General features: G+C 71.2%; 17 protein-coding genes. 9 read left to right on the top strand and 8 right to left on the bottom strand.

Annotated features, from left to right (window positions below):
• Nucleotides 1-19: 19 nt before the first annotated feature.
• The 7 genes from AB0M16_RS08265 to rfbA form a co-directional block, all read right to left on the bottom strand.
• Complete coding sequence (locus AB0M16_RS08265; RefSeq protein WP_365340114.1) at nt 20-598, bottom strand: hypothetical protein; 579 nt, start codon at nt 596-598, stop codon at nt 20-22.
• Nucleotides 599-687: 89 nt separating this feature from the next.
• Nucleotides 688-1,971, bottom strand: coding sequence for a glutamate-5-semialdehyde dehydrogenase (locus tag AB0M16_RS08260; protein ID WP_365340112.1), 1,284 nt, complete (start codon nt 1,969-1,971; stop codon nt 688-690).
• Nucleotides 1,972-2,076: 105 nt separating this feature from the next.
• A complete protein-coding gene (locus AB0M16_RS08255; RefSeq protein ID WP_365340110.1) occupies nt 2,077-2,556 on the bottom strand; it encodes a hypothetical protein in 480 nt (159 codons plus the stop codon).
• Between the two features lie 179 nt (nt 2,557-2,735).
• Complete coding sequence (gene proB / locus AB0M16_RS08250; protein WP_365340249.1) at nt 2,736-3,836, bottom strand: glutamate 5-kinase; 1,101 nt, start codon at nt 3,834-3,836, stop codon at nt 2,736-2,738.
• 97 nt (nt 3,837-3,933) lie between these two features.
• Nucleotides 3,934-4,923 (bottom strand): UDP-glucose 4-epimerase GalE, encoded by a 990-nt coding sequence (gene galE, locus AB0M16_RS08245; protein ID WP_365340108.1) that lies wholly within the window; start codon nt 4,921-4,923, stop codon nt 3,934-3,936.
• Nucleotides 4,924-5,014: 91 nt separating this feature from the next.
• On the bottom strand, nt 5,015-5,620 hold the full coding sequence (gene rfbC, locus AB0M16_RS08240; protein ID WP_365340106.1) for a dTDP-4-dehydrorhamnose 3,5-epimerase: 606 nt from the start codon (nt 5,618-5,620) through the stop codon (nt 5,015-5,017).
• Between the two features lie 29 nt (nt 5,621-5,649).
• Entirely contained in the window at nt 5,650-6,528 is an 879-nt protein-coding gene (gene rfbA, locus AB0M16_RS08235) for a glucose-1-phosphate thymidylyltransferase RfbA (RefSeq protein ID WP_365340104.1), read from the bottom strand.
• Nucleotides 6,529-6,654: 126 nt separating this feature from the next.
• Here rfbA and rfbB point away from each other — a divergent pair, with 126 nt between their 5' ends.
• The 9 genes from rfbB (at nt 6,655) to AB0M16_RS08190 (ending at nt 19,554) form a co-directional block, all read left to right on the top strand.
• Entirely contained in the window at nt 6,655-7,641 is a 987-nt protein-coding gene (gene rfbB, locus AB0M16_RS08230; protein ID WP_365340102.1) for a dTDP-glucose 4,6-dehydratase, read from the top strand.
• The gene (gene rfbD, locus AB0M16_RS08225) at nt 7,641-8,537 is read left to right on the top strand and encodes a dTDP-4-dehydrorhamnose reductase (RefSeq protein ID WP_365340100.1); all 897 of its coding nucleotides are present in this window, start codon (nt 7,641-7,643) and stop codon (nt 8,535-8,537) included. The genes rfbB and rfbD overlap by 1 nt, the downstream gene beginning before the upstream one ends.
• Nucleotides 8,534-9,802 (top strand): hypothetical protein, encoded by a 1,269-nt coding sequence (locus AB0M16_RS08220; RefSeq protein ID WP_365340098.1) that lies wholly within the window; start codon nt 8,534-8,536, stop codon nt 9,800-9,802. The genes rfbD and AB0M16_RS08220 overlap by 4 nt, the downstream gene beginning before the upstream one ends.
• 146 nt (nt 9,803-9,948) lie before the next feature.
• Nucleotides 9,949-10,323 (top strand): DUF2304 domain-containing protein, encoded by a 375-nt coding sequence (locus AB0M16_RS08215; protein ID WP_365340096.1) that lies wholly within the window; start codon nt 9,949-9,951, stop codon nt 10,321-10,323.
• On the top strand, nt 10,320-11,054 hold the full coding sequence (locus tag AB0M16_RS08210; protein ID WP_365340094.1) for a glycosyltransferase family 2 protein: 735 nt from the start codon (nt 10,320-10,322) through the stop codon (nt 11,052-11,054). Before AB0M16_RS08215 ends, AB0M16_RS08210 begins: the two co-directional genes overlap by 4 nt.
• Complete coding sequence (locus AB0M16_RS08205; protein ID WP_365340092.1) at nt 11,051-11,974, top strand: glycosyltransferase; 924 nt, start codon at nt 11,051-11,053, stop codon at nt 11,972-11,974. Before AB0M16_RS08210 ends, AB0M16_RS08205 begins: the two co-directional genes overlap by 4 nt.
• A gap of 123 nt (nt 11,975-12,097) precedes the next feature.
• Entirely contained in the window at nt 12,098-14,350 is a 2,253-nt protein-coding gene (locus AB0M16_RS08200; protein WP_365340090.1) for a bifunctional glycosyltransferase family 2 protein/CDP-glycerol:glycerophosphate glycerophosphotransferase, read from the top strand.
• A 69-nt stretch (nt 14,351-14,419) separates the two neighbouring features.
• Nucleotides 14,420-17,995: a CDP-glycerol glycerophosphotransferase family protein gene (locus AB0M16_RS08195; RefSeq protein ID WP_365340088.1), complete on the top strand. Its 3,576-nt coding sequence runs from the start codon at nt 14,420-14,422 to the stop codon at nt 17,993-17,995.
• A complete protein-coding gene (locus tag AB0M16_RS08190) occupies nt 17,992-19,554 on the top strand; it encodes a DUF6020 family protein (protein WP_365340086.1) in 1,563 nt (520 codons plus the stop codon). The genes AB0M16_RS08195 and AB0M16_RS08190 overlap by 4 nt, the downstream gene beginning before the upstream one ends.
• Before the next feature lie 219 nt (nt 19,555-19,773).
• On the opposite strand, the gene obgE is transcribed toward AB0M16_RS08190, so the two are convergent.
• Nucleotides 19,774-21,213, bottom strand: a complete 1,440-nt coding sequence (gene obgE, locus AB0M16_RS08185; RefSeq protein WP_365340084.1) for a GTPase ObgE — start codon at nt 21,211-21,213, stop codon at nt 19,774-19,776.
• Nucleotides 21,214-21,321: the final 108 nt, after the last annotated feature.

Below are 21,321 nucleotides of genomic sequence, written 5' to 3'. Positions count from 1 at the left end.
GGGCCTTCGCGGAGGCGCCCTACGGGGCGCCCGGTGCCGCGGGGACGGCGGGGGCGGGCGGGGCGGAGACGGTGGCCGCGGAGGGCACGGCGCGGGGCTTGTCGACGCCGGTGGTGGCCGGCGGGGGGATGCGGTCCTGGCGGTTGGCGGAGGCGCCCCGGTAGACCGCGCTGAAGGCGAGGGCGACCATGCCGACGCCCATCACCAGGGCGAGGACCCAGGCCACCGGGCGGTGCCAGCGGGCGCTGCTCCGGTAGGGGCGCAGGGCGCCGCCGTGCGGGCCGTAGGGGCCGAGGTCGTCGTCGGCGCCGTCCGGGTCGTAGCCGTCGGGGAGGCGGCCGGCGTCGTAGCCGTCCTCGTAGGGGTCGTCGTCGGCGAGACCGGCGACGGCCCTGGCCCTGGCCGCCTCGGCCTCGGCGCGGGCCTGGGCGGCGGCCAGCAGCCGCTCGACGGCGGTCGGCTCGTGGACCTCGGCGGCCCGTACGAAGTCCTCGTCGAAGACCACGGTGGCGAAGTCCTCGTCGGCGCCTCCGCGGTCGACAGAGTCCTCGGGGTCCCCGCCGTCCTGGAACGGCCTGCCCCCCACGTCGTCCGGCACGGATTCAGAGTAGACCTGGGAGGGGGTTTTGGGCAGGGAGAGCGCGAACTGTCCCTGCCCGGACCGGGCGGCGGAAAGGAGTGCGCCGGTTACCGCACGTGACCGTCGCCGGTCACGATGTACTTGGTGGAGGTGAGCTCCGGAAGGCCCATGGGGCCCCGGGCGTGCAGCTTCTGGGTGGAGATGCCGATCTCCGCACCGAAGCCGAACTGCCCGCCGTCCGTGAAGCGGGTGGAGGCGTTGACGGCGACGGTGGTCGAGTCGACCAGCTGGGTGAAGCGGCGGGCGGCGGCCTGGGAGGTGGTGACGATGGCCTCGGTGTGGCCGGAGGACCACAGGCGGATGTGCTCGACGGCCCGGTCGAGGGAGTCGACCACGGCGGCGGCGATGTCGTAGGAGAGGTACTCGGTCTCCCAGTCCTCGGGGGTGGCCGGGACGACGGTGGCCTTGCTGCCCTCGGCGTGGGCGAGGACCCGCTCGTCGGCGTGGACGGTGACACCGGCCTCGGCGAGGGCGTCCAGGGCGCGCGGCAGGAACGCGGCGGCGATGTCCTGGTGGACCAGGAGGGTCTCGGCGGCGTTGCAGACGCTGACCCGGTGGGCCTTGGAGTTGATCAGGATCTCGACGGCCATGTCGAGGTCGGCCTGGGCGTCGACGTAGACGTGGCAGTTGCCGGTGCCGGTCTCGATGACGGGGACGGTGGACTCCTCGACGACGGTCTTGATCAGGGAGGCGCCGCCGCGCGGGATGAGGACGTCGACGAGGCCGCGGGCGCGCATGAGCTCGCGCACGGAGTCGCGGGACTCGCCGGGGACGAGCTGGATCGCGTCGGCGGGCAGCCCTGCGCCGCCGACGGCGTCGCGGAGGACCTTCACCAGGGCGGTGTTGGAGGAGTAGGCGGAGGACGAGCCGCGCAGCAGGACCGCGTTGCCGGACTTGAGGCAGAGGGCGGCGGCGTCGACGGTGACGTTGGGCCGGGCCTCGTAGATGATGCCGACGACGCCGAGGGGGACGCGGACCTGGCGCAGGTCGATGCCGTTGGGGAGGGTCGAGCCGCGGACGACCTCGCCGACCGGGTCGGGCAGGGCGGCCACGTGCCGGACGTCGGCGGCGATGGCCCGCACCCGCTCGGGGGTGAGGGTCAGCCGGTCGATGATGGCCTCGCTGGTGCCGGCCTCACGGGCGCGGGCGATGTCCTCGGCGTTGGCCTCGACGATCTCGGCCGTGCGGACCTCCAGGGCGTCCGCGATGGCGAGCAGGGCGTCGTCCTTCGTCGCGCGCGGGAGTGGCGCGATCTCGGCGGCGGCGCCGCGGGCCCGGTAGGCGGCCTGGGTGACCGGGGACATGTTGTCGAAGGGCGTGAGCGAGGTCATGCCCGCAGGGTACTGGCACCTCTGCGGACATCCCTCACGTATCCCTTGGCCGTCCCGCACTGCGAGACGCCCCGTGACCGGCTGCCGAACGGCCGGAAGTCGACGTCAGTACGGGTGGACGCCGACCGGGGCGGCCGGTGGGGGGCCGTAGCCCTCGGCGATCCGCTGGTGGTAGGTCTCGCGGTCGATGACCTCCAGGCCGACGATCTCCCAGGGCGGCAGCTTCGCGGTCTGCCGGTGCTCGCCCCACAGCCGCAGGGCGACGGCCGCGGCGTCGTGGAGGTCGCGGGCCTCCTCCCAGTAGCGGATCTCGGCGTGGTCGTTGGCGTAGCGGCTGGTCAGCAGGAACGGGTGGTCGTGCGCCAGCTGTTCCAGGGCCCGGCGCACCTCCTTCAGCGGAGCCTCCGCACCGGAGACGCTGAGGGTGATGTGCCAGAGCTTGGACACCTCCCGGTCCGGAGGCGTCTCGTCGGTCTGCTCGGAAAGGTCCTGCTCGTACTGGTCGAAGTCGGCTCCGGCCTCGACGCTCGTCAGGGCGCGTTCGGCCGTCCCGCGGGGCAGTGCCCCTGGGCGCGCTCGTCTCACCGGCGGCCTCCTGTGTGATGCCTGTGCTGCGTGCTGCTGCGTGCTGCTGCTGTGCTGCGCGTGCTGTCGTCCCCGCCCTCTTCGTTGTCCCCGAGACAAAGTTGACCAGCCCGGGGCGGCGCATGGGGCGGTTTTGGTAAAGGTCCCTACCGGATGACCAGAGTTTCAGCCGTTTCGGTTCACATCACGACGAGGTCGTCACGGTGCACGACCTCGCGCTCGTACTCGGGGCCGAGCTCCCGGGCGAGTTCGTGGGTGGAGCGGCCGAGCAGCTGGGGGATCTCCTTGGCGTCGAAGTTGACGAGGCCGCGGGCGACGGCGCGGCCGGCGGTGTCCCGCAGCTCCACCGGGTCGCCGGCGGTGAACTCGCCCTCGACGGCGGCGATTCCGGCCGCGAGCAGCGACTTCTTGCCCTCGACCACGGCCCGCACCGCCCCGTCGTCGAGGGTGAGCGCACCCTGCGGGGTGGAGGCGTGGGCGAGCCAGAGCAGCCGGTCGGCGGAGCGGCGGCCGGTGCGGTGGAAGTACGTGCCGGTGTCCCGCCCGGAGAGGGCGTCGGTGGCGCGGACGGCGGAGGTGAGGACGACGGGGATGCCGGCCGCGGCCGCGATCCGGGCCGCCTCGACCTTGGTGACCATGCCGCCGGTGCCGACGCCGGCCTTGCCGGCGGAGCCGATCTCGACGTGGGCGATGTCGGCGGGGCCGGTGACCTCCGCGATGCGCGAGGTGCCGGGCTTCGACGGGTCGCCGTCGTAGAGCCCGTCCACGTCGGACAGCAGGACCAGCAGGTCGGCGCGGACGAGGTGGGCGACGAGGGCGGCGAGCCGGTCGTTGTCGCCGAAGCGGATCTCGTCCGTGGCGACGGTGTCGTTCTCGTTGACGACCGGCAGCGCGCCCATGGCGAGCAGTTGGTCGAGGGTGCGGTAGGCGTTGCGGTAGTGGGCGCGGCGGCTGGTGTCGTCCGTGGTGAGCAGGACCTGGCCGACGCGGACCCCGTAGCGTGCGAAGGAGGCCGTGTAGCGGGCGACGAGCAGGCCCTGGCCGACGCTGGCGGCGGCCTGCTGCCGGGCGAGGTCCTTGGGGCGGCGGGTGAGGCCGAGCGGCGCGAGGCCCGCGGCGATGGCGCCGGAGGAGACCAGGACGATCTCCTTCTCACCGCCGCTGCGGACCTTGGCGAGGGCGTCCACGAGGGCGTCGACGCGGTCGGCGTCGAGGCCGCCGGAGGCGGTGGTCAGCGAGGACGACCCGACCTTCACGACGATCCTGCGGGCTTCCGTCACGTACTGCCTGGCCACTGTCACCTGCGTCGTCCTCGCCGTCATGCTCGTGCTCTCGCTCGGCAGGCAATCTACGCGAGCCGTGTCGGGCGCCGCCCGCCTATTCCACCGGCTGGACGGCGGCTCCGGTGTGCGCCGCCCAGGCCGAGGCGATCATGGAGCGCACGTCGTGGCGGGCCTTCCAGCCCAGCTCCGCGGAGATCCGCTCGGCGGACGCGACGACCTGGGCCGGGTCGCCGGGACGCCGGGCGACGACCTCGGGCGCGACGTCGCGGCCGGTGACCTCGCGGACCAGGTCGATCACCTCCCGCACCGAAACGCCCTCGCCGCGGCCGATGTTGAGGGTGAGGTCACGGAACTCCCCCGCCGCGGCGGACTCGGTGAGCCGGCGCGCGGTGGCCAGGTGGGCGTCGGCGAGGTCGGCGACGTGGATGTAGTCGCGGACGCAGGTGCCGTCGGGGGTCGGGTAGTCGTCGCCGAAGATCAGCGGCGGCTCGCCGGCGTCGAGGCGGTGGAAGACCATCGGGACGAGGTTGAAGACGCCGGTGTCGGCGAGGGCCGGCTCGGCGGTGCCGGCCACGTTGAAGTAGCGGAGGCAGGCGGTGGCCATGCCGTAGGCACGGCCGACGGAGCGCACCATCCACTCGCCCGTGACCTTCGTCTCGCCGTACGGGCTGAGCGGGGCGCAGGGGGTGTCCTCGGTGACGAGCTCGGTGTCGGGCATCCCGTACACGGAGGCGGAGGAGGAGAACAGGAAGCTCCGGACGTCCGCCTCGGCGGCCGCTTCGAGCAGTACGTGGAGGCCGCTGACGTTCTCGCGGTAGTAGAGGAGCGGGCGCTCGACGGATTCGCCGACGGCCTTCTTCGCGGCGAGGTGGACGATCCCGCGGACCCCGTGCGCGCGCAGCACCCGGTCGAGGAAGGGGCGGTCGAGGACGCTGCCGCGCTCCAGCGGTACGCCCGCCGGGATCCTGGCCGGGTCGCCGGTGGAGAGGTCGTCCAGGACGACCACCCGCTCACCGGCCTCGGCCATGGACTTGACGACATGGGAACCGATGTAGCCGGCGCCGCCGGTGATGAGCCACGTCATTCGGGCAGCCTAACGCGAAGGGGTGAAAACAGCGGCGGCCCGGCGGTCCTCCCCGGAGGGGACCGCCGGGCCGGCGCCGCGGACAGGGGGTTCAGCCGCGCTCGGCGAGCGAGGCCCGGAACGCGAGGCACTCCTCGTACACCGGCAGGATGCCGGCGTCGCGGGCCTGCTCCAGGGTCGGGCCCTGGGCGTCCTTGGCGGACAGCTCGGGCTCGCCGTCGACCGGCCACTCGATGCCGATGGCCGGGTCCAGCGGGTGGATCGTGCGCTCGCGCTGCGGCGCGTACCCCTCGGAGCAGAGGTAGGTGACGGTCGCGTCGTCGGTGAGCGCGCAGAAGCCGTGGCCGAGGCCCTCGGAGAGGTAGACGGCCTTGCGGTCCTGGTCGTCGAGGCGCACGGCCTCCCAGCGGCCGAAGGTCGGCGAGCCGACCCGGACGTCGACGATGATGTCGAGCACCGCGCCGCGCACACAGGTCACGTACTTCGCCTGGCCGGGCGGCACGTCGGCGAAGTGGATGCCGCGCACGACCCCGGCGGCGGAGACGGAGAGGTTGCCCTGCTTCAGACCGAGCGGGTGACCGACGGCCTCGGCGAGCACGTCGGCCTTGTACCACTCGAGGAAGAGGCCGCGGGCGTCCCCGTGCTGCTGCGGGACGAACTCCCAGGCACCCTCGATGCCAAGCGGGTTGACCTTCATGGAAACGGTCCGGTCCTCTCTGAAGGCCGTCAGGCCTGGTCGGCTTCGTACGCGAGCAGGTCGAGCAGGTAGTTCCCGTAGCCGCTCTTGGTCAGCGGCTCGGCGAGGGCGCGCAGCCGCTCGTCGTCGATGAAGCCGGCGCGCCAGGCGGCCTCCTCCAGGCAGCCGATCTTCATGCCCTGGCGCTCCTCGACCACGCGGACGTACTCGGAGGCCTGGACCAGCGACTGGAAGGTGCCGGTGTCGAGCCAGACGGTGCCGCGGTCGAGGACCGAGACCTGGAGCTCACCGCGGTCGAGGTAGTGCTTGTTGACGTCGGTGATCTCCAGCTCGCCGCGGCCGCTGGGCTTGAGGCCCTTGGCGATCTCGACGACCCGGCTGTCGTAGAAGTAGAGACCCGGCACCGCGTAGCGGGACTTGGGGTTCTGTGGCTTCTCCTCGATGGAGCGGGCGACGCCGTTCTCGTCGAAGTCGACGACACCGTAGGCGGTGGGGTCGGAGACGGCGTGGGCGAAGACCACGCCGCCCTCGGGCTGCCGGTACTTCGCCAGCTGACGGCCGAGGCCGACGCCGTGGAAGATGTTGTCGCCGAGGATCAGGGCGACGGGCTCGTCCCCGATGAATTCCTCACCGATGACGAATGCCTCGGCAATTCCGTTGGGGTGCTCCTGGGTCGCGAACTGGATGTCCAGCCCGAGATCGGACCCGTCGCCCAGAAGGCGTTCGAACTGCGGGCGCTCCTCCGGCCCGGTGATGATCAGAATCTCCTTGATCCCCGCCATCACGAGGGTCGACAGGGGGTAATAGATCATCGGCTTGTCGAAGACCGGCATCAGCTGCTTCGACACGGCTCGGGTGATCGGCCACAGTCGGGAGCCGGTACCACCGGCGAGCAAAATTCCACGCATGGGCACGCAGCCTACGGCAGCGCCGCGGGGCCGCTCACCATCACGCGTGGGGGGCGACCGTGAGAACGGCCACGGAACGGCCGGCGAACTGGTGGCGGAAGCCGAGCCCATAGAATGGTGGCCCTTATGAGGATTCTCGTCACCGGCGGCGCCGGGTTCATCGGTTCACAGTTCGTACGGGCACTGCTCTCCGGAGAGCTGCCCTCCGGCGAGGGCGCCCAGGTCACCGTCCTGGACAACCTCACCTATTCGGGCAACGAGGCCAATCTCGCCCCGGTGGCGGACAAGCCCGGCTACACGTTCGTCCACGGCGACATCCGCGACTACGCGACGGTCGACGACGCGATGCGCGGCCAGGACGCGGTCGTGCACTTCGCCGCCGAGTCCCACGTGGACCGGTCGATCCTGGACTCCTCGCCGTTCGTCACCACGAACGTGCTGGGCACCCAGGTCCTGCTCGACGCCGCCAAGCGGCACGGCGTCGGCCGCTTCGTGCACGTCTCCACGGACGAGGTCTACGGCTCGATCTCCGAGGGCTCGTGGACCGAGGACTGGCCGCTCGCGCCGAACTCCCCGTACTCGGCCTCCAAGGCCGGCTCGGACCTGCTGGCCCTGTCGTACCACCGCACGCACGGCATGGACGTCGTCGTGACCCGCTGCTCCAACAACTACGGGCAGTACCACTTCCCCGAGAAGATGATCCCGCTGTTCACCACGAACCTGCTGGACGGGAAGAAGGTGCCGCTGTACGGCGAGGGCCTGAACATCCGCGACTGGCTGCACGTCTCGGACCACTGCCGGGGCATCGAGATGGTGCTGCGCGGCGGCCGCGCCGGTGAGGTCTACCACATCGGCGGCGGCACCGAGGTCACCAACAAGGAGCTCACCGGCATGCTCCTCGACGCCTGCGGCGCCGGCTGGGACATGGTCGAGCACGTCGAGGACCGCAAGGGCCACGACCTGCGTTACTCCCTGTCGATCGCCAAGATCCAGGACGAGCTCGGCTACACGCCGCAGGTCACCTTCGAGCAGGGCCTCGCCTCCACCGTCCAGTGGTACCGCGACAACCGCTCCTGGTGGGAGCCGCTGAAGGCGAAGGCGGCACTGGCCTGATGAGCGCCGACGCCCCCACCCGCTGGCTGATCACCGGTGCCGCCGGGATGCTCGGCCGTGACCTCGCCGAGGTCCTGGCCGAGGCCGGCGCGCACGTCACCGCGCTGACCCGCGCCGATCTGGACATCACCGACGCCGCGGCCGTGCGCGCCGCCGTGGCGGACCATGACGTGGTCGTCAACGCGGCCGCCTGGACCGACGTCGACGGCGCCGAGACCGAGGAGGCCGCGGCCACCCGGATCAACGGCGAGGGACCGCGGGTCCTCGCCGCGGCCTGCGCGGACAGCGGCGCCGTGCTGCTGCAGGTCTCCACGGACTACGTCTTCCCGGGCGACGCCACCGAGCCGTACCGGCACGACGCCCCGACCTCTCCGGTGAACGCCTACGGCCGCAGCAAGCTGGCCGGCGAGCGGGCGGTGGCCGAGCTGCTGCCCGAGCGCGGCTACGTCGTGCGCACGGCCTGGCTGTACGGCGCGCACGGCCGGAACTTCGTGTCGACGATGCTGGGCCTGGCCGAGCAGCGCGAGACCGTCGACGTGGTCGACGACCAGCGCGGCCAGCCGACCTGGACCCGCGCCCTGGCCCGCCAGCTGCGGGACCTGGGCGAGGCGGCCGTCGCGGGCAAGGCCCCGGCGGGTGTCTACCACGGCACCGCGTCGGAGACGGCGACCTGGTTCGACCTGGCGCGGGCGGCCTTCGAGCTGACCGGCCTGGACCCGGAGCGGGTGCGGCCGACCACGTCGGAGAAGTTCGTGCGCCCCGCGCGCCGGCCCTCCTACAGCGTGCTCGCGCACGAGCGCTGGGCGGAGGCGGGCGTGGCCCCGCAGCCGCACTGGCGCGACCAGCTCACCGAGGCGCTGCGGGCCATGACTCCGGGCGGACGGTCCGGCGCGTGACCCTGCTCGACCGCATCACCACGGCCCTGCCGCGCGGCACCGCCTTCGTCGGCATCGGCACCGCGCTGCTCGGCGGGGCCAACTACGTGCATCTCGCGGCGGCCGGCCATTCGCTGTCCGTCGACGACATGGCGAGCTTCTCCGTCCTGTGGACGGTCGTCGCCTCCATCGGGCTCGGCCTGTTCTTCCCTGTCGAGCAGGAGGTCACCCGTGTGGTGGCCGCCCGCGTGGTGGCCGGGGACGGCGCCCTGCCCGTGCTGCGGCGCGGGGCGGCGCTCTCCTTCGGACTGCTCACGGCGGTGCTGCTGCCGCTCGCGGTGTTCGCGGGGCCGATCGCCGACCTCTTCTTCCACGGCGACCGCAGCCTGGTCCTGGCGCTCGGCGGCGCCTTCGCGGCGCTGGCCTGCGCACACGTCACCCGCGGCATACTGGCCGGGCTCGGCCGCTTCGAGGCGTACGGGCTGCAGCTGGGCCTCGACGGCCTGCTGCGGATCGTGCTCTCGGTGGCCCTGGCGCTCGCCGGGGTGACGTCCGCGTTCGTGTTCGCGGCGATCATGACCGTGGCGCCGCTGATCTCGGTGCTCGTCACGCTTCCGCCGGTGCTGCGCGGGGCGCGGCCGGGTTCGACGGCGCAGTGGCGGGAGCTCATCGAGCACCTGGGCCTGCTCGTCGGTTCGACGCTGCTCGCGCAGGTGCTGGTGAACATCGCGGTGATCAGCACCAAGCTGATCGCGACGGACGACAGTGCCCTGGTGGCCGCGCTGCTCTCGGCGCTGGTCCTGGCCCGGGTGCCGCTGTTCGCGTTCGGCGCCTTCCAGGCCTCGCTGCTCGCGGGGCTGTCGACGGCGCAGGCCGAGGGCGACGGCCGTGGCTACCGACGGTTGCTGCTGCGGGCCAGTGGGATCACCGCGGGTCTGGGCGCGGCGTTCGGCGTCGGCGCGGTCGCGCTGGGTCCCCTGCTGCTGCCGGTGCTGTTCGGTTCGCCGGACGTGCTGGGGCCGGTGGACTTCATGTGGCTGGCGCTCGGCACGACCCTGTACATGCTGGCCATGGTGCTCGGCCAGGCACTTCTCACGAGTGGCGCCGCGCGGCAGCAGCTGCTGGCCTGGATCGTGGGAACGGGCGTTCTCCTGGCGGTCACGCTGAGTCCGCTGGAGCTGCGCACCAGGGTCGAGGTCGCCTATGCCGTGGGGTCGCTGGCGGTCGTCGTCGTGATGACTCTCGTTCTTCGCTCTCGTGTAGGCTACCGTTCGGTCCACTCATAGGAATGATCACCATTCCCTCACTCTCCGTGACCCCCCAGACGGACAGTGGGCTGCAGCCTTACGGCGCCTTTTCACCCCCACTTCGGAAGTAGACAGGCCCTTTCCATGAGTCGCCCGATAGACCGGAGCCGCGCGTGAAGTTGTGGATGCTGACTTCGGTCACCGGAGTCTTTCTCGTCGCGTGCATCATCGAGCTGCTGCGTCGCCGCAAGCTCAAGGAGAAGTACGCCTTCCTGTGGGTGCTCACCGGACTGGTGATCATCCCGCTCGGCTTCTTCCCCACCGGTCTCGACTCGGTCGCCCGCGCGGTGGGCGTGGCCTCGGGCGTCAGCCTGATCCTCTTCCTCAGCGTGGCGTTCCTCTTCATCGTCTGCCTCCAGCTCAGCTGGGAGGTGGGTCACCTGGAAGAGGAGGGGCGCACCCTTTCGGAGGAAGTGGCACTGCTCCGCATCGACGTACAGGAACTCCGCGGGCAGCTCGCGGAACAGAACGACGGGGCCGCGCAGGGGGGCCGCAAGTGATCGACGGCAAGCGCGTACTCATCATCATGCCCGCGTGGAACGAGGCCGAGGGCGTCGCCGACGTCATCAAGGAGGTCCACACCACGCTGCCGGGCGTCGACGTCCTCGTCGTGGACGACGGCTCGGCCGACGACACCAGCGCCGTGGCGCGCGGTGCGGGCGCGACCGTGATGACCCTCCCGTACAACCTCGGCGTGGGCGGCGCCATGCGCGCCGGCTACCGCTACGCGCACGACCGCGGCTACGACGTCGCCATCCAGGTCGACGCCGACGGCCAGCACGACCCGCGCAACGTGCCCGAGCTCCTGGAGCACCTCAACACCGGTGCCGACCTCGTCATGGGCGCGCGCTTCGCGGGCACCGGCGACTACGAGACCCGCGGCCCCCGCAAGTGGGCCATGAAGGTGCTCGCGTTCTGGCTGTCGCGGATGGCCAAGACCAAGCTGACCGACGTCACCTCCGGTTTCCGCGCCTCCAACCGCGACCTGATCGACGTGTTCGCGCACTGGTACCCGGTGGAGTACCTGGGCGACACCGTGGAATCCACGATCGCCGTCGTACGGGCCGGCTACCGCGTCGAGCAGGTGCCCGTCGCGATGCGCCCGCGTGCCACCGGCACGCCCAGCCAGTCCCCCTGGAAGGCCACGCTCTACCTGGGCCGGATCGGCATGATCCTGCTGCTCGCGCTCAGCCGCCGCTCCGCCCTCGGCCCCAAGGGGAAGGGCAAGTGACGGCGGTGCACGGCACGGAGGGCCTCGGCACGCTCGACATCATGCTGCCGCACTACGGCGACACCGCCCTGATGCAGGCCGCGGTGCGCAGTGTGCTCGACCAGACCGACAAGGACTGGCGCCTGACCGTCGTCGACGACGGCAGGGAGCCGGAGGTCCCCGGGTGGTTCGCCTCGCTGGGCGACGACCGGGTCCGGTACCAGCGCAACGAGCAGAACCTGGGCATCACCCGGAACTTCCGCAAGTGCGTCGACCTGGTGGAGTCCACCCACTTCACCATGCTCGGCAGCGACGACCTGCTGCTGCCGACCTACGTCGAGACGATGCGCGCCGCCGTCGCGGCCGTGCCCGACGCGGCGATCTACCAGCCGGGCGTCGAGGTCATCGACGAGCACGGCAACACCTCCACGACGCTGGGCGACGAGGTCAAGAAGCGCCTGTACGCCCCGAAGAACACCGGCCGACGGCTGGTGCTCTCGGGCGAGCCGCTCGCCGCGAACCTGCTCGGCGGCAACTGGCTCTACTTCCCGTCGATCGTGTGGCGCGCCGACGCCGTCAAGGCGGTCAGCTTCCGGGAGGACCTGTCGGTCATCCAGGACCTGGCGCTGATCATCGAGCTGATCCGGCGCGGCGAGAAGCTCGTGGTCGAGCCCGCCACCGCCTTCCGCTACCGGCGCCACTCGGGCAGCCTGTCCTCCTCCGAGGCCGTGTCCGGCGCCCGCTTCGGCGAGGCCGTCCGCTTCTTCAACGAGGTGGCCGACGAGCTCGACGGGCACGGCTGGCCGAAGGCCGCCCGCGCCGCCCGCCGTCATCTGTCGATGCGGCTGCACGCGCTGACGATGGTCCCGGGGGCCTTGCGCCATCGCCAGTCGGCCGCCGTGCGCAGTCTGCTGGGGTACGCCCTGACCAACGCGCGATGACCGTCCCCGCGGGGCGGCGGGAGCACTCCCGCCGCCCCGCGGAACTCTGTCCGAACGCCGCCCGCGGGACACCCCGTCCCGCCGCACCTCGTCCGCCCCTCGTCCGTCCGGAAGCCACGCCTCATGACTCCCACTCAAGCAGCAGAACGGCCGTCCGACGACGCGGCCGCTCCCCGGTTCAGCATCATCGTTCCGGCCTACGGCGTCGAGGCGTACCTGCGGGACTGCCTCGACTCCGTCCTGAGCCAGTCCTTCCGGGACTTCGAGGTCATCGCGGTCAACGACGCCTCGCCGGACGCCTGCGGCGTCATCATGGACGAGTACGCGGCGGCGGACCCGCGGGTCGTGGCGGTGCAGCTCGCCGAGAACGTCGGCCTGGGCCGCGCCCGGAACGTCGGCATGGCCCGGGCCAAGGGCACCTACCTGCTGTTCCTCGACAGTGACGACACCCTGCTGCCCGGCTCGCTGGCGGCCGTCGCGCAGCGGCTCGCCGAGACCGGCGACCCCGAGCTGCTGGTCTTCGACTACGCGCGGACCCACTGGGACGGCCGGATCGCCCCCAACGCCAAGGCGAAGGTGCTCGCCGACAGCCCGCGCGGCGCCGTCGGCCTCGCGGACAACCCGCAGCTGCTCGACCTGCTCCAGGTCGCCTGGAACAAGGCGTACCGCCGCGACTTCCTCGACCGCTGGGGCTTCGAGTACCCGGTCGGCTACTACGAGGACACCCCCTGGACCTACCCGGTGCTGGTCGCCGCCGAGTCGATCGCGGTGCTGCCCCGGATCTGCGTGCACTACCGCCAGCGCCGCCAGGGCAGCATCCTGCACAGCACCAGCCGCAAGCACTTCGACGTGTTCGACCAGTACGACAAGGTCTTCGCGTTCCTCGACGCGCACCCCGAGTTCGACCGCTGGCGCGCCCCGCTCTTCGACCGCATGATCACCCACTTCCGGGTGGTCGAGAACTCCCCCGGCCGCCTCCCCGACGAGGCCCGTGCGGAGTTCCACGCCACGTACCTCCGGTACGAGGCGCGGCTCCGTCCCGCCGGGCACACCAGCCCGCGGGCCGCCGGCGGCGCCTCCTCCCGCAAGGCCGTCAACAAGCTGCCCGCCCCGCTGCGCGGCGCCGCCCGGCGCGCCTACCGTGCGGCCCGGCGCGCCAAGGCGGCCCCGCGCAAGCTGCGCAAGCCGCTGCGCACCGCGGTCCTGGCCGGCTACTACCGGGCCCAGCGGATGCTGCCGGTGCAGAACGACACGGCGGTCTTCGCCGCGTACTGGAACACCGACTACGCCTGCAACCCGGCCGCGGTCCACCAGAAGCTGCTCGAACTGGCGCCGAAGGTGAAGACCACCTGGGTCCTCAAGCCCGGCTCGCGCAACACCCCGCCGCCCGGCACGAACGTCGTGCACCCCGGCTCCTTCGGGTTCTGGCGCGCGATGGCCCGCGGGAAGTACTTCGTCAACAACGTGAACTTCCCCACCCGGGTGGTCAAGCGCCCCGGCCAGATCCACGTGCAGACCCACCACGGCACCCCGCTGAAGCGGATGGGCGTCGACCTGACCGAGTTCCCCATCGCCCAGGGCGAGCTCGACATGAAGTCGCTGATGGAGCGCGTGGACCGCTGGGACTACAGCGTCTCCTCCAACAGCTTCACCACCGCCGTCTGGGACCGCGCCTACCCGGCCGAGTACCGCTCGCTCGACTACGGTTACCCGCGCAACGACGTGCTGGTGAAGGCGACCGAGGAGGACCGGCGCGCGGCCCGCGAGAAGCTGGGCCTGGCCGCCGACAGCACGGTCGTCCTGTACGCACCCACCCACCGCGACTACCAGAGCGTGCCGCAGCCGCTGCTCGACCTGGAGCACCTGGCGGCCGAGCTCGGCGAGGGCTTCACCGTCCTGTCCCGGGCCCACTACTTCCACCTGGAGAACCCGGGTGGCACCGGCCCGAAGGCGGGCTCCGGCATCGTCGACGTGAGCCGGCACCCCTCGGTCGAGGAGCTGTTCCTGGCGGCCGACTGCCTGCTCACCGACTACTCGTCGCTGATGTTCGACTACGCCCTGCTCGACCGGCCGGTGGTGATCTTCGCCAACGACTGGGAGGTCTACCGCGCGACCCGCGGCACCTACTTCGACATCCACGTCGAGTCCCCGGGCCACGTCGTGGAAACCGAGCCCGCGCTGCTGGACGTCTTCCTCTCCGGACGCTGGTCCGACGCCGACTCCGCGAAGCTGCGGACCGAGTTCCGGAGGCGTTTCTGTGAGTTCGACGACGGTTTCGCCGCCGAGCGCGTGGTACGACGGGTCTTCCTGAACGAGGAGAATGTACCGCCGGTGGCACTCCCCCCGGAGCGCCCGACCCCTCGCACCCGCGGCTAGAGCTACCGTGTCCGGCGAGCCGTACGTCGCCGTCACGAACGAACACCTTGAGGAAAGGCGCAGTACCCAATGCCTCCCCGCCTGTCAGTAGTCGTTCCCGTTTACAACGTGGAGCTCTTTCTCGACGAGTGCCTGCAGTCCATCGCCGACCAGACGTTCACCGACTGGGAGGCGGTCGTCGTCGACGACGGCTCCACGGACGGCAGCCTCGCGATCGCTCACGCGTGGGCCGAGAAGGACAAGCGGTTCCGCGTCGTCGCGCAGGAGAACCAGGGGCTGGGTCCCGCCCGTAACACCGGTGTCGCGCACCTCGCGGACGGCACCGAGTACCTCGCGTTCGTCGACAGCGACGACATCGTGCTGCCCGAGACGTACGAGCGGTTCGTCGCCAAGCTCGACGCGACCGGCTCCGACTTCGCCAGCGGCAACGTGAACCTGCTCAAGGCGGGCGAGATCCTGCCCTCGCCGCTGCACCAGAAGCGCCTCGGCAAGGACCGCGACAAGACCCACATCACCCGCGACAAGCAGCTCGTCTACGACCGCACCGCGTGGAACAAGGTCTTCCGGCGCTCCTTCTGGGACAAGCACGCCTTCGAGTTCCCCGGCATCCTCTACGAGGACGCCCCGGTGACCCTCCCGGCCCACTTCCAGGCCAAGAGCGTGGACGTGCTCGCCGAGCCCGTCTACCTGTGGCGGCAGCGGACCGGCGGCGCCCCCTCGATCACCCAGCGCCGGACCGAGCCGGTCAACGTCCGCGACCGCATAAGGTCGTGCGACTCCGTGAGCCGGTTCCTCGCCTCCCAGCCGGGCGAGGCGTACGCGGAGCACAAGCGCTGGTACGACCAGATCTTCATCAGCGACGAGCTGCCGCTCTTCATGGGCGTGCTCGACGAGGCCGGTGACGAATTCCGCCAACTGTTCCTGCAGGGTGCCGCCGACTTCCTCGGCCGGGTCGACCCCAAGGTCCTCGCCCGCGTCGACGTGTCGCTGCGGCTCAAGTGCCACCTGATCACCCAGGGCCGGCTCGACGAGCTCCTGGAGCTCATCGCGTACGAGCGCGAGACCGGCCGGGCGATCCCGGTCACCCGCCAGGGCCTGCGGCACTTCGCCGACTACCCGGTGCTCGACAAGGACAAGGGCGTGCCCCGTGACGTGCTGCGGGTCGGCTCCGAGTTCTCCGCCCGCGCCCGCGTCGAGGAGGTCGTCTGGCGCGGCGGCCGACTGCACCTCGACGGCCACGCCTACATCCGCAACCTGGCCGCCCCCAAGCCGAAGCCCTCGCTGCGCGTGCTCATGCTGCGGGAGAACGGCAGCCGGCGCACCGTCCTGGTCCGGCCCAGCCGCACCAAGGCGCCGAAGGCCACCCAGACCTCCGGCCAGTCCCTGCACAACTACGACTGGTCCGGTTTCTCGCTCGACCTCAACCCGGCCAAGCTGAAGGGCCGGGGCGGCTGGCGCGACGCCGTCTGGCGGCTGACCGTCGCCACCGTGCAGGAGGGCGTGGTGCGTCGCACCCGGCTGAAGGCCGGAGAGAGCGGCAGCGCCGAGAGCCCGGCCCAGCACTGGGTCGAGAAGGACGTGCGGGTCGTCCCGTTCGTCGCCGACGCCCACCTGTACGTGCGGGTCGACCGGGTCCGCGCCAAGCTGACCGGCCACCAGCTGGTCGACGGCGCCCTGGAGCTGTCCGGTGTCCTCGGTCACGAGGCCGCGGCGGCGGACGCCAAGCCGGTGATCCGCCTCACCCACGGCACCTCCGGCGCCAAGATGGACCTCCCCGTCACCCGACAGGGCGAGACGTTCACCGTCCGGGTGCCGCTCGCCGACCTGGACGTCGACGGCCGCGACTCGGAGGACCCGGAGGTCACCGACAAGTGGGCCGCCGAGCTGCTGCTCGGCAAGAAGAAGCACGCCGTGGCCGTGGACGACCGCGAGGGCGACCTGGGCCGCCAGTACCCGCTCGCCGGCGGGGACACCGCCGCGTGGGGCACCCGTACCGTCGCCGTCACCAACGACGGCGTGGGCCGGCTCGTGCTGCGCACCCAGCCGGTGCAGCCCATGGTCGCGGACGCCACCGTCAGCGCCGAGGGCCGGATCGTCCTCACCGGCGCCGTTCCGGTGACCTCCGACGAGGCCGCCGAGCCGCTGGAGCTCGTCCTGCGCCACAGCCGGCACGCCGAGGAGCACACCCACCCGGTCACCGTCGAGGACGGCGCCTTCCGCGCCGACTTCCTGCCGGTGCCCGGCGGCCTCACCAAGGTGCCGCTGCGCCAGGGCCGCTGGTACCTGTTCGTGCGGACCGTCGACAGCCGCGTCGAGGTGCCCGTCCGGGCCGTCCCCTCGGCCCTCGGCACCCTGCCGGTCGAGTTCACGGTGCGCGGCCGCGAGTACGCGCTGACCCACCGCTTCTACGACCGGCTGCTCGTCGACGCCGCGCCCGACCTGGACACCGAGGACGTCGGCTGGTTCCGCCAGCGCGAGATGCGCACCACCGTGTACCAGAAGGCCCGGACCTCGCCGCTGAAGGACACCGTCCTGTACGCGTCGTTCTCCGGCCGCCAGTACTCGGACTCGCCACGCGCCGTCTACGAGGAGCTGGTGCGGCAGGGCTCCGACCTGGAGCACGTCTGGGTCGTGGAGGACCGCCGCGCCGAGATCCCCGAGGGCGTCCGGGTCATCCGCCGCTGGAGCCGCGAGTGGTACGAGGCGCTGGGCAACAGCCGCTTCATCGTGAGCAACACGCACCTGCCGTTCTGGATCCGGCGCCGTGAGGGCCAGGTCATCGTGCAGACCTGGCACGGCACCCCGCTCAAGCGGATCGGCCACGACATCGACAGCGTGCAGTTCGCGGACCGCAAGTACCTGCAGAAGGTGGCCGAGGAGACCCCCAGCTGGAGCTTCCTCGTCTCCCCGAACCGCTTCTCGACCCCGATCATGAAGCGCGCGTTCCAGTACGACGGGGAGATCCTGGAGTCCGGCTACCCGCGCAACGACGTACTGCTGTCCGCCAAGACGGAGGACCTGGCGCGCACGGTCCGGGAGCGGATCGGGCTGCCCGAGGGCAAGAAGGTCGTGCTGTACGCGCCGACCTGGCGGGACGACCAGTTCTACCAGGCGGGCAACTACAAGTTCGATCTCCGCCTGGACATCCAGAAGGCGGCCGAGCGGCTCGGCGAGGACCACGTCCTCCTCGTCCGCAAGCACTCCAACATCGTGGACGCCGTGCCCGGCGCCGGTGACGGCTTCGTCTTCGACGTGTCCAGCTACCCGGACATCGCGGAGCTGTTCCTCATCACCGACGTGCTGGTCACCGACTACTCGTCGCTGATGTTCGACTTCGCGAACACCGGCCGCCCGATGCTCTTCTTCACGTACGACCTCGAGTACTACCGCGACCAGCTCCGCGGCTTCTACTTCGACTTCGAGAAGCGGGCCCCCGGTCCGCTGCTGCAGACGTCGGACGAACTCATCGAGGCGCTGAGCGACATCGACCGGATCAGCGCCGGATACACCGACGCGTACCGCGAGTTCCGCGACGTGTTCTGCGACCTCGACGACGGCCACGCCTCCGAGCGGGTGATCCGCCGGATGCTGGAGCTCGCCCACCCCGAACGCCCGTCCACCGAGCAGCCCGCGGAGCAGCGTTGACCACGTCTTCCATCCCCTTCGTGAACCGGATGAACCGGATAATGGAGCGGATCCCCGTCCGGCGGCGCCTGCCGCTGGCCGTGTACGCCGCGACACAGCTGATCTACCTGGTCTGGTGGGCGGCGTTCTACCCGGGCGGGATGAGCTACGACTCGATCTCGTACGTGTGGCACGTCACCACCGGCCACTGGATGTCGAACCACTCGGTGGCCTACGACGCCCTGGTCTGGCTGTCCATCCAGATCACCGGGGACCTGGCGGTGCTGACGTTCCTGCAGTCCGTGGCGATGGCGGCGGCGCTCGCGTACGTGGCCGTGACGCTGCGGATGTTCGGGATCAAGGGCAAGTGGCTGTTCGCCGCGGCCGTGGCGTGCGCGCTGCTGCCGTCGATCGGCACGTTCGTGATCTTCGTGTGGAAGGACGTGCCGTTCGCGATCGGCGCGGTCGTCGCCTTCGGCGCGGCGGGCCGGCTGGCCGCGCGCCGGCTGCGGGGCGAGTCCCAGGTCCGGGACAAGGCCTTCCGCAACGAGATCGCGATGCTGTTCCTCGGCTTCCTGTGCATGGGCATCTTCCGCAACAACGGCCTGCTGGTCGCGGTCATCGCCGTCCCGGTGCTGCTGCTCACGCTGCCGAAGATGCGTCGCTGGCTGCTGTTCGCGACGGTCGTGCCGGTGCTGATCGCGGCGGTCCTGAACACGGTGGTCTACCCGGGCCTCGGCGTGAAGACGCCGACCAAGGACCAGGTGTACGCGATGAACTACGCGGACATCGCGGTGGTGTACGGGCAGGCGCCGCAGACCTTCACCAAGAAGGACAAGGCGCTGATGGCGAAGATCGCGCCGCTGGACCACTGGAGCGGGCGGGCAGCCAACTGCTACAACGCCGACTGGGCGATGCAGAAGCCGATGAACCGCAAGAAGGCGGCCAAGTACAACGACCAGCTGCTCGACCTGTGGTTCCGGGTCCTGGACCGCACGCCGGACAAGATGATCGGGGCGCGGCTGTGCCGCTCCCACATCGCGTGGTCGCCGTTCCCGGGTCCGGTGGACCAGATGGGCCACACGCTCATCAGCCCGCCGGCCGTGCCGCACAACCTGTTCGGCTGGGCGGAGTGGAACGAGGAGGTCCGGGACAGCCCGTACCGCCCGATCATGAAGATCCGCCCGCTGTCCTACAAGCTGAACCACGCGGCGTACTTCGTGTGGCAGGCCAGCAAGACCCCGCAGCTGCAGTGGATCCTCTTCCGCGGCGCGATCTGGTGCTACGCGGCGTACGCGATCGTCCTGGCGTTCTCCCGGAAGCACCGCACGTGGGCGCCGGTGGCCCTGCTGTCGATCCCGCTGGCCCTCCAGCTGACGGTCGTCGCCGCGAACCCGGCCCCGCTGGCCCGGTACATGTTCGCCCCGATGTTCATCGGCATCATGTGTCTCCCGCTGATCGGCGCGAAGCCCCGCTTCACCAAGCGCCCCGAGCCGGCGGAGCCGAAGCCCGAGCCGAAGCAGTCCACGAAGCCCACGTCGGACCCGGATCCGGAACCCGAACCGGAACCGGTCGGCTGACCTTCTGACGCGCCACGAAAGGGGCCCGCCTCCTCGAACGAGGAGGCGGGCCCCTTTCCTGTTCCCGCTCGCCACCCGAACCGGTGGGCTGAAGCCCCCACCGCCACCCTCGCACCGCTCGGCCCACGGGGCCTCACAGGCTTCGGGCGCCGGAAAACCGAGCGGCCCCCGCCGGACTAACATCCGACAGGGGCCCCACGCTCAGGCGACGAACCGGGCCTAGAAGGCCTCGAACTCGTCGAACTCACGCTGCGCGTCGTCACGCTCCGCCTGACGGTCACGACGACGCTGCGTGGCCGGACGCGGCGCGTCGAACCGGTGGTCCTCGCCGCGGCGGCCGAGCATCTCGGCGCCGGACATCATCGAGGGCTCCCAGTCGAAGACGACGGAGTTCTCGTCCGAGCCGATGGCCACGCCGTCGCCGGCGCGGGCGCCGGCCTTCATCAGTTCGTCCTCGACGCCGAGGCGGTTGAGGCGGTCGGCCAGGTAGCCGACGGCCTCGTCGTTGTTGAAGTCGGTCTGGCGGACCCAGCGTTCGGGCTTCTCGCCGCGGACGCGGTACACGTCCTCGTGCTCGTCGTAGGTGACGGTGAAGCCGGCGTCGTCGACCGCCTTCGGGCGGATGACGATGCGGGTCGCCTCCTCCTTGGGCTTGGCGGCACGCGCCTTCGCGACGATGTCGGCGAGGGCGAAGGACAGCTCCTTCAGACCCGTGCGGGCGACCGCGGAGGCCTCGAAGACGCGGTAGCCGCGCTCCTCCAGGTCCGGGCGGATCATGTCCGCGAGGTCCTGGCCGTCCGGGATGTCGATCTTGTTGAGGACGACGATGCGCGGGCGGTCGTCGAGGCCGCCGTACTGCTTCAGCTCCTCCTCGATGACGTCGAGGTCGCTGACCGGGTCGCGGTCGGATTCCAGCGTCGCGGTGTCGAGGACGTGCACCAGGACCGAGCAGCGCTCGACGTGGCGCAGGAACTCCAGGCCCAGGCCGCGGCCCTGGCTGGCGCCGGGGATCAGGCCGGGGACGTCGGCGATGGTGTAGACGGTCGAGCCGGCCGTGACCACGCCGAGGTTCGGGACGAGCGTCGTGAAGGGGTAGTCCGCGATCTTCGGCTTGGCCGCCGAGAGGACGGAGATCAGCGAGGACTTGCCGGCGCTCGGGTAGCCGACGAGCGCCACGTCGGCGACGGTCTTGAGCTCCAGGACGATGTCCTGGAGGTCGCCGGGCTCACCGAGCAGCGCGAAGCCGGGCGCCTTGCGGCGGGCGGAGGACAGCGCCGCGTTGCCGAGGCCGCCGCGACCGCCCTCGGCGGCGACGTACGTCGTGCCGTGGCCGACGAGGTCCGCGAGGACGTTGCCCTGCTTGTCCAGGACGACGGTGCCGTCGGGCACGCTCAGGACCAGGTCCTGGCCGTCCTTGCCGGCGCGGTTCCCGCCCTCGCCGGGCTTGCCGTTGGTGGCCTTGCGGTGCGGGGAGTGGTGGTACTCGAGGAGGGTGGTGACCGACTGGTCGACGACCAGGATCACGTCACCGCCACGGCCGCCGTTGCCGCCGTCGGGGCCGCCCAGCGGCTTGAACTTCTCCCGGTGAACGGAGGCGCAGCCGTGGCCTCCGTTACCCGCGGCGACGTGCAGCTCGACGCGGTCCACGAAGGTGGTCATGGTTCTGTGCCTCCAGCAGTCAGCTTCGTACGGAATGTCTATCTAGTAACACGCGAAAGGCGGACCCGCTTCCCTGATCGGGAAGTGAGGTCCGCCTCCGCCAAGCTG

Origin of the sequence: Streptomyces sp. NPDC051921 (assembly GCF_040680975.1) — a bacterium.
In the GTDB taxonomy this organism is placed as follows: domain Bacteria; phylum Actinomycetota; class Actinomycetes; order Streptomycetales; family Streptomycetaceae; genus Streptomyces.
This window is presented reverse-complemented; position numbering and strand designations above follow the sequence as displayed.

Bases quoted from the DNA above. Each gene is read 5' to 3' on its own strand.
- AB0M16_RS08200 (WP_365340090.1), top strand. From the start codon at position 12,098: ATGACTCCCACTCAAGCAGCAGAACGGCCGTCCGACGACGCGGCCGCT.
- AB0M16_RS08195 (WP_365340088.1), top strand. From the start codon at position 14,420: ATGCCTCCCCGCCTGTCAGTAGTCGTTCCCGTTTACAACGTGGAGCTC.
- rfbA (WP_365340104.1), bottom strand. From the start codon at position 6,528: ATGCGTGGAATTTTGCTCGCCGGTGGTACCGGCTCCCGACTGTGGCCG.
- obgE (WP_365340084.1), bottom strand. From the start codon at position 21,213: ATGACCACCTTCGTGGACCGCGTCGAGCTGCACGTCGCCGCGGGTAAC.
- AB0M16_RS08260 (WP_365340112.1), bottom strand. From the start codon at position 1,971: ATGACCTCGCTCACGCCCTTCGACAACATGTCCCCGGTCACCCAGGCC.
- rfbC (WP_365340106.1), bottom strand. From the start codon at position 5,620: ATGAAGGTCAACCCGCTTGGCATCGAGGGTGCCTGGGAGTTCGTCCCG.
- galE (WP_365340108.1), bottom strand. From the start codon at position 4,923: ATGACGTGGCTCATCACCGGCGGCGCCGGCTACATCGGTTCCCATGTC.
- AB0M16_RS08215 (WP_365340096.1), top strand. From the start codon at position 9,949: ATGCTGACTTCGGTCACCGGAGTCTTTCTCGTCGCGTGCATCATCGAG.
- rfbB (WP_365340102.1), top strand. From the start codon at position 6,655: ATGAGGATTCTCGTCACCGGCGGCGCCGGGTTCATCGGTTCACAGTTC.
- rfbD (WP_365340100.1), top strand. From the start codon at position 7,641: ATGAGCGCCGACGCCCCCACCCGCTGGCTGATCACCGGTGCCGCCGGG.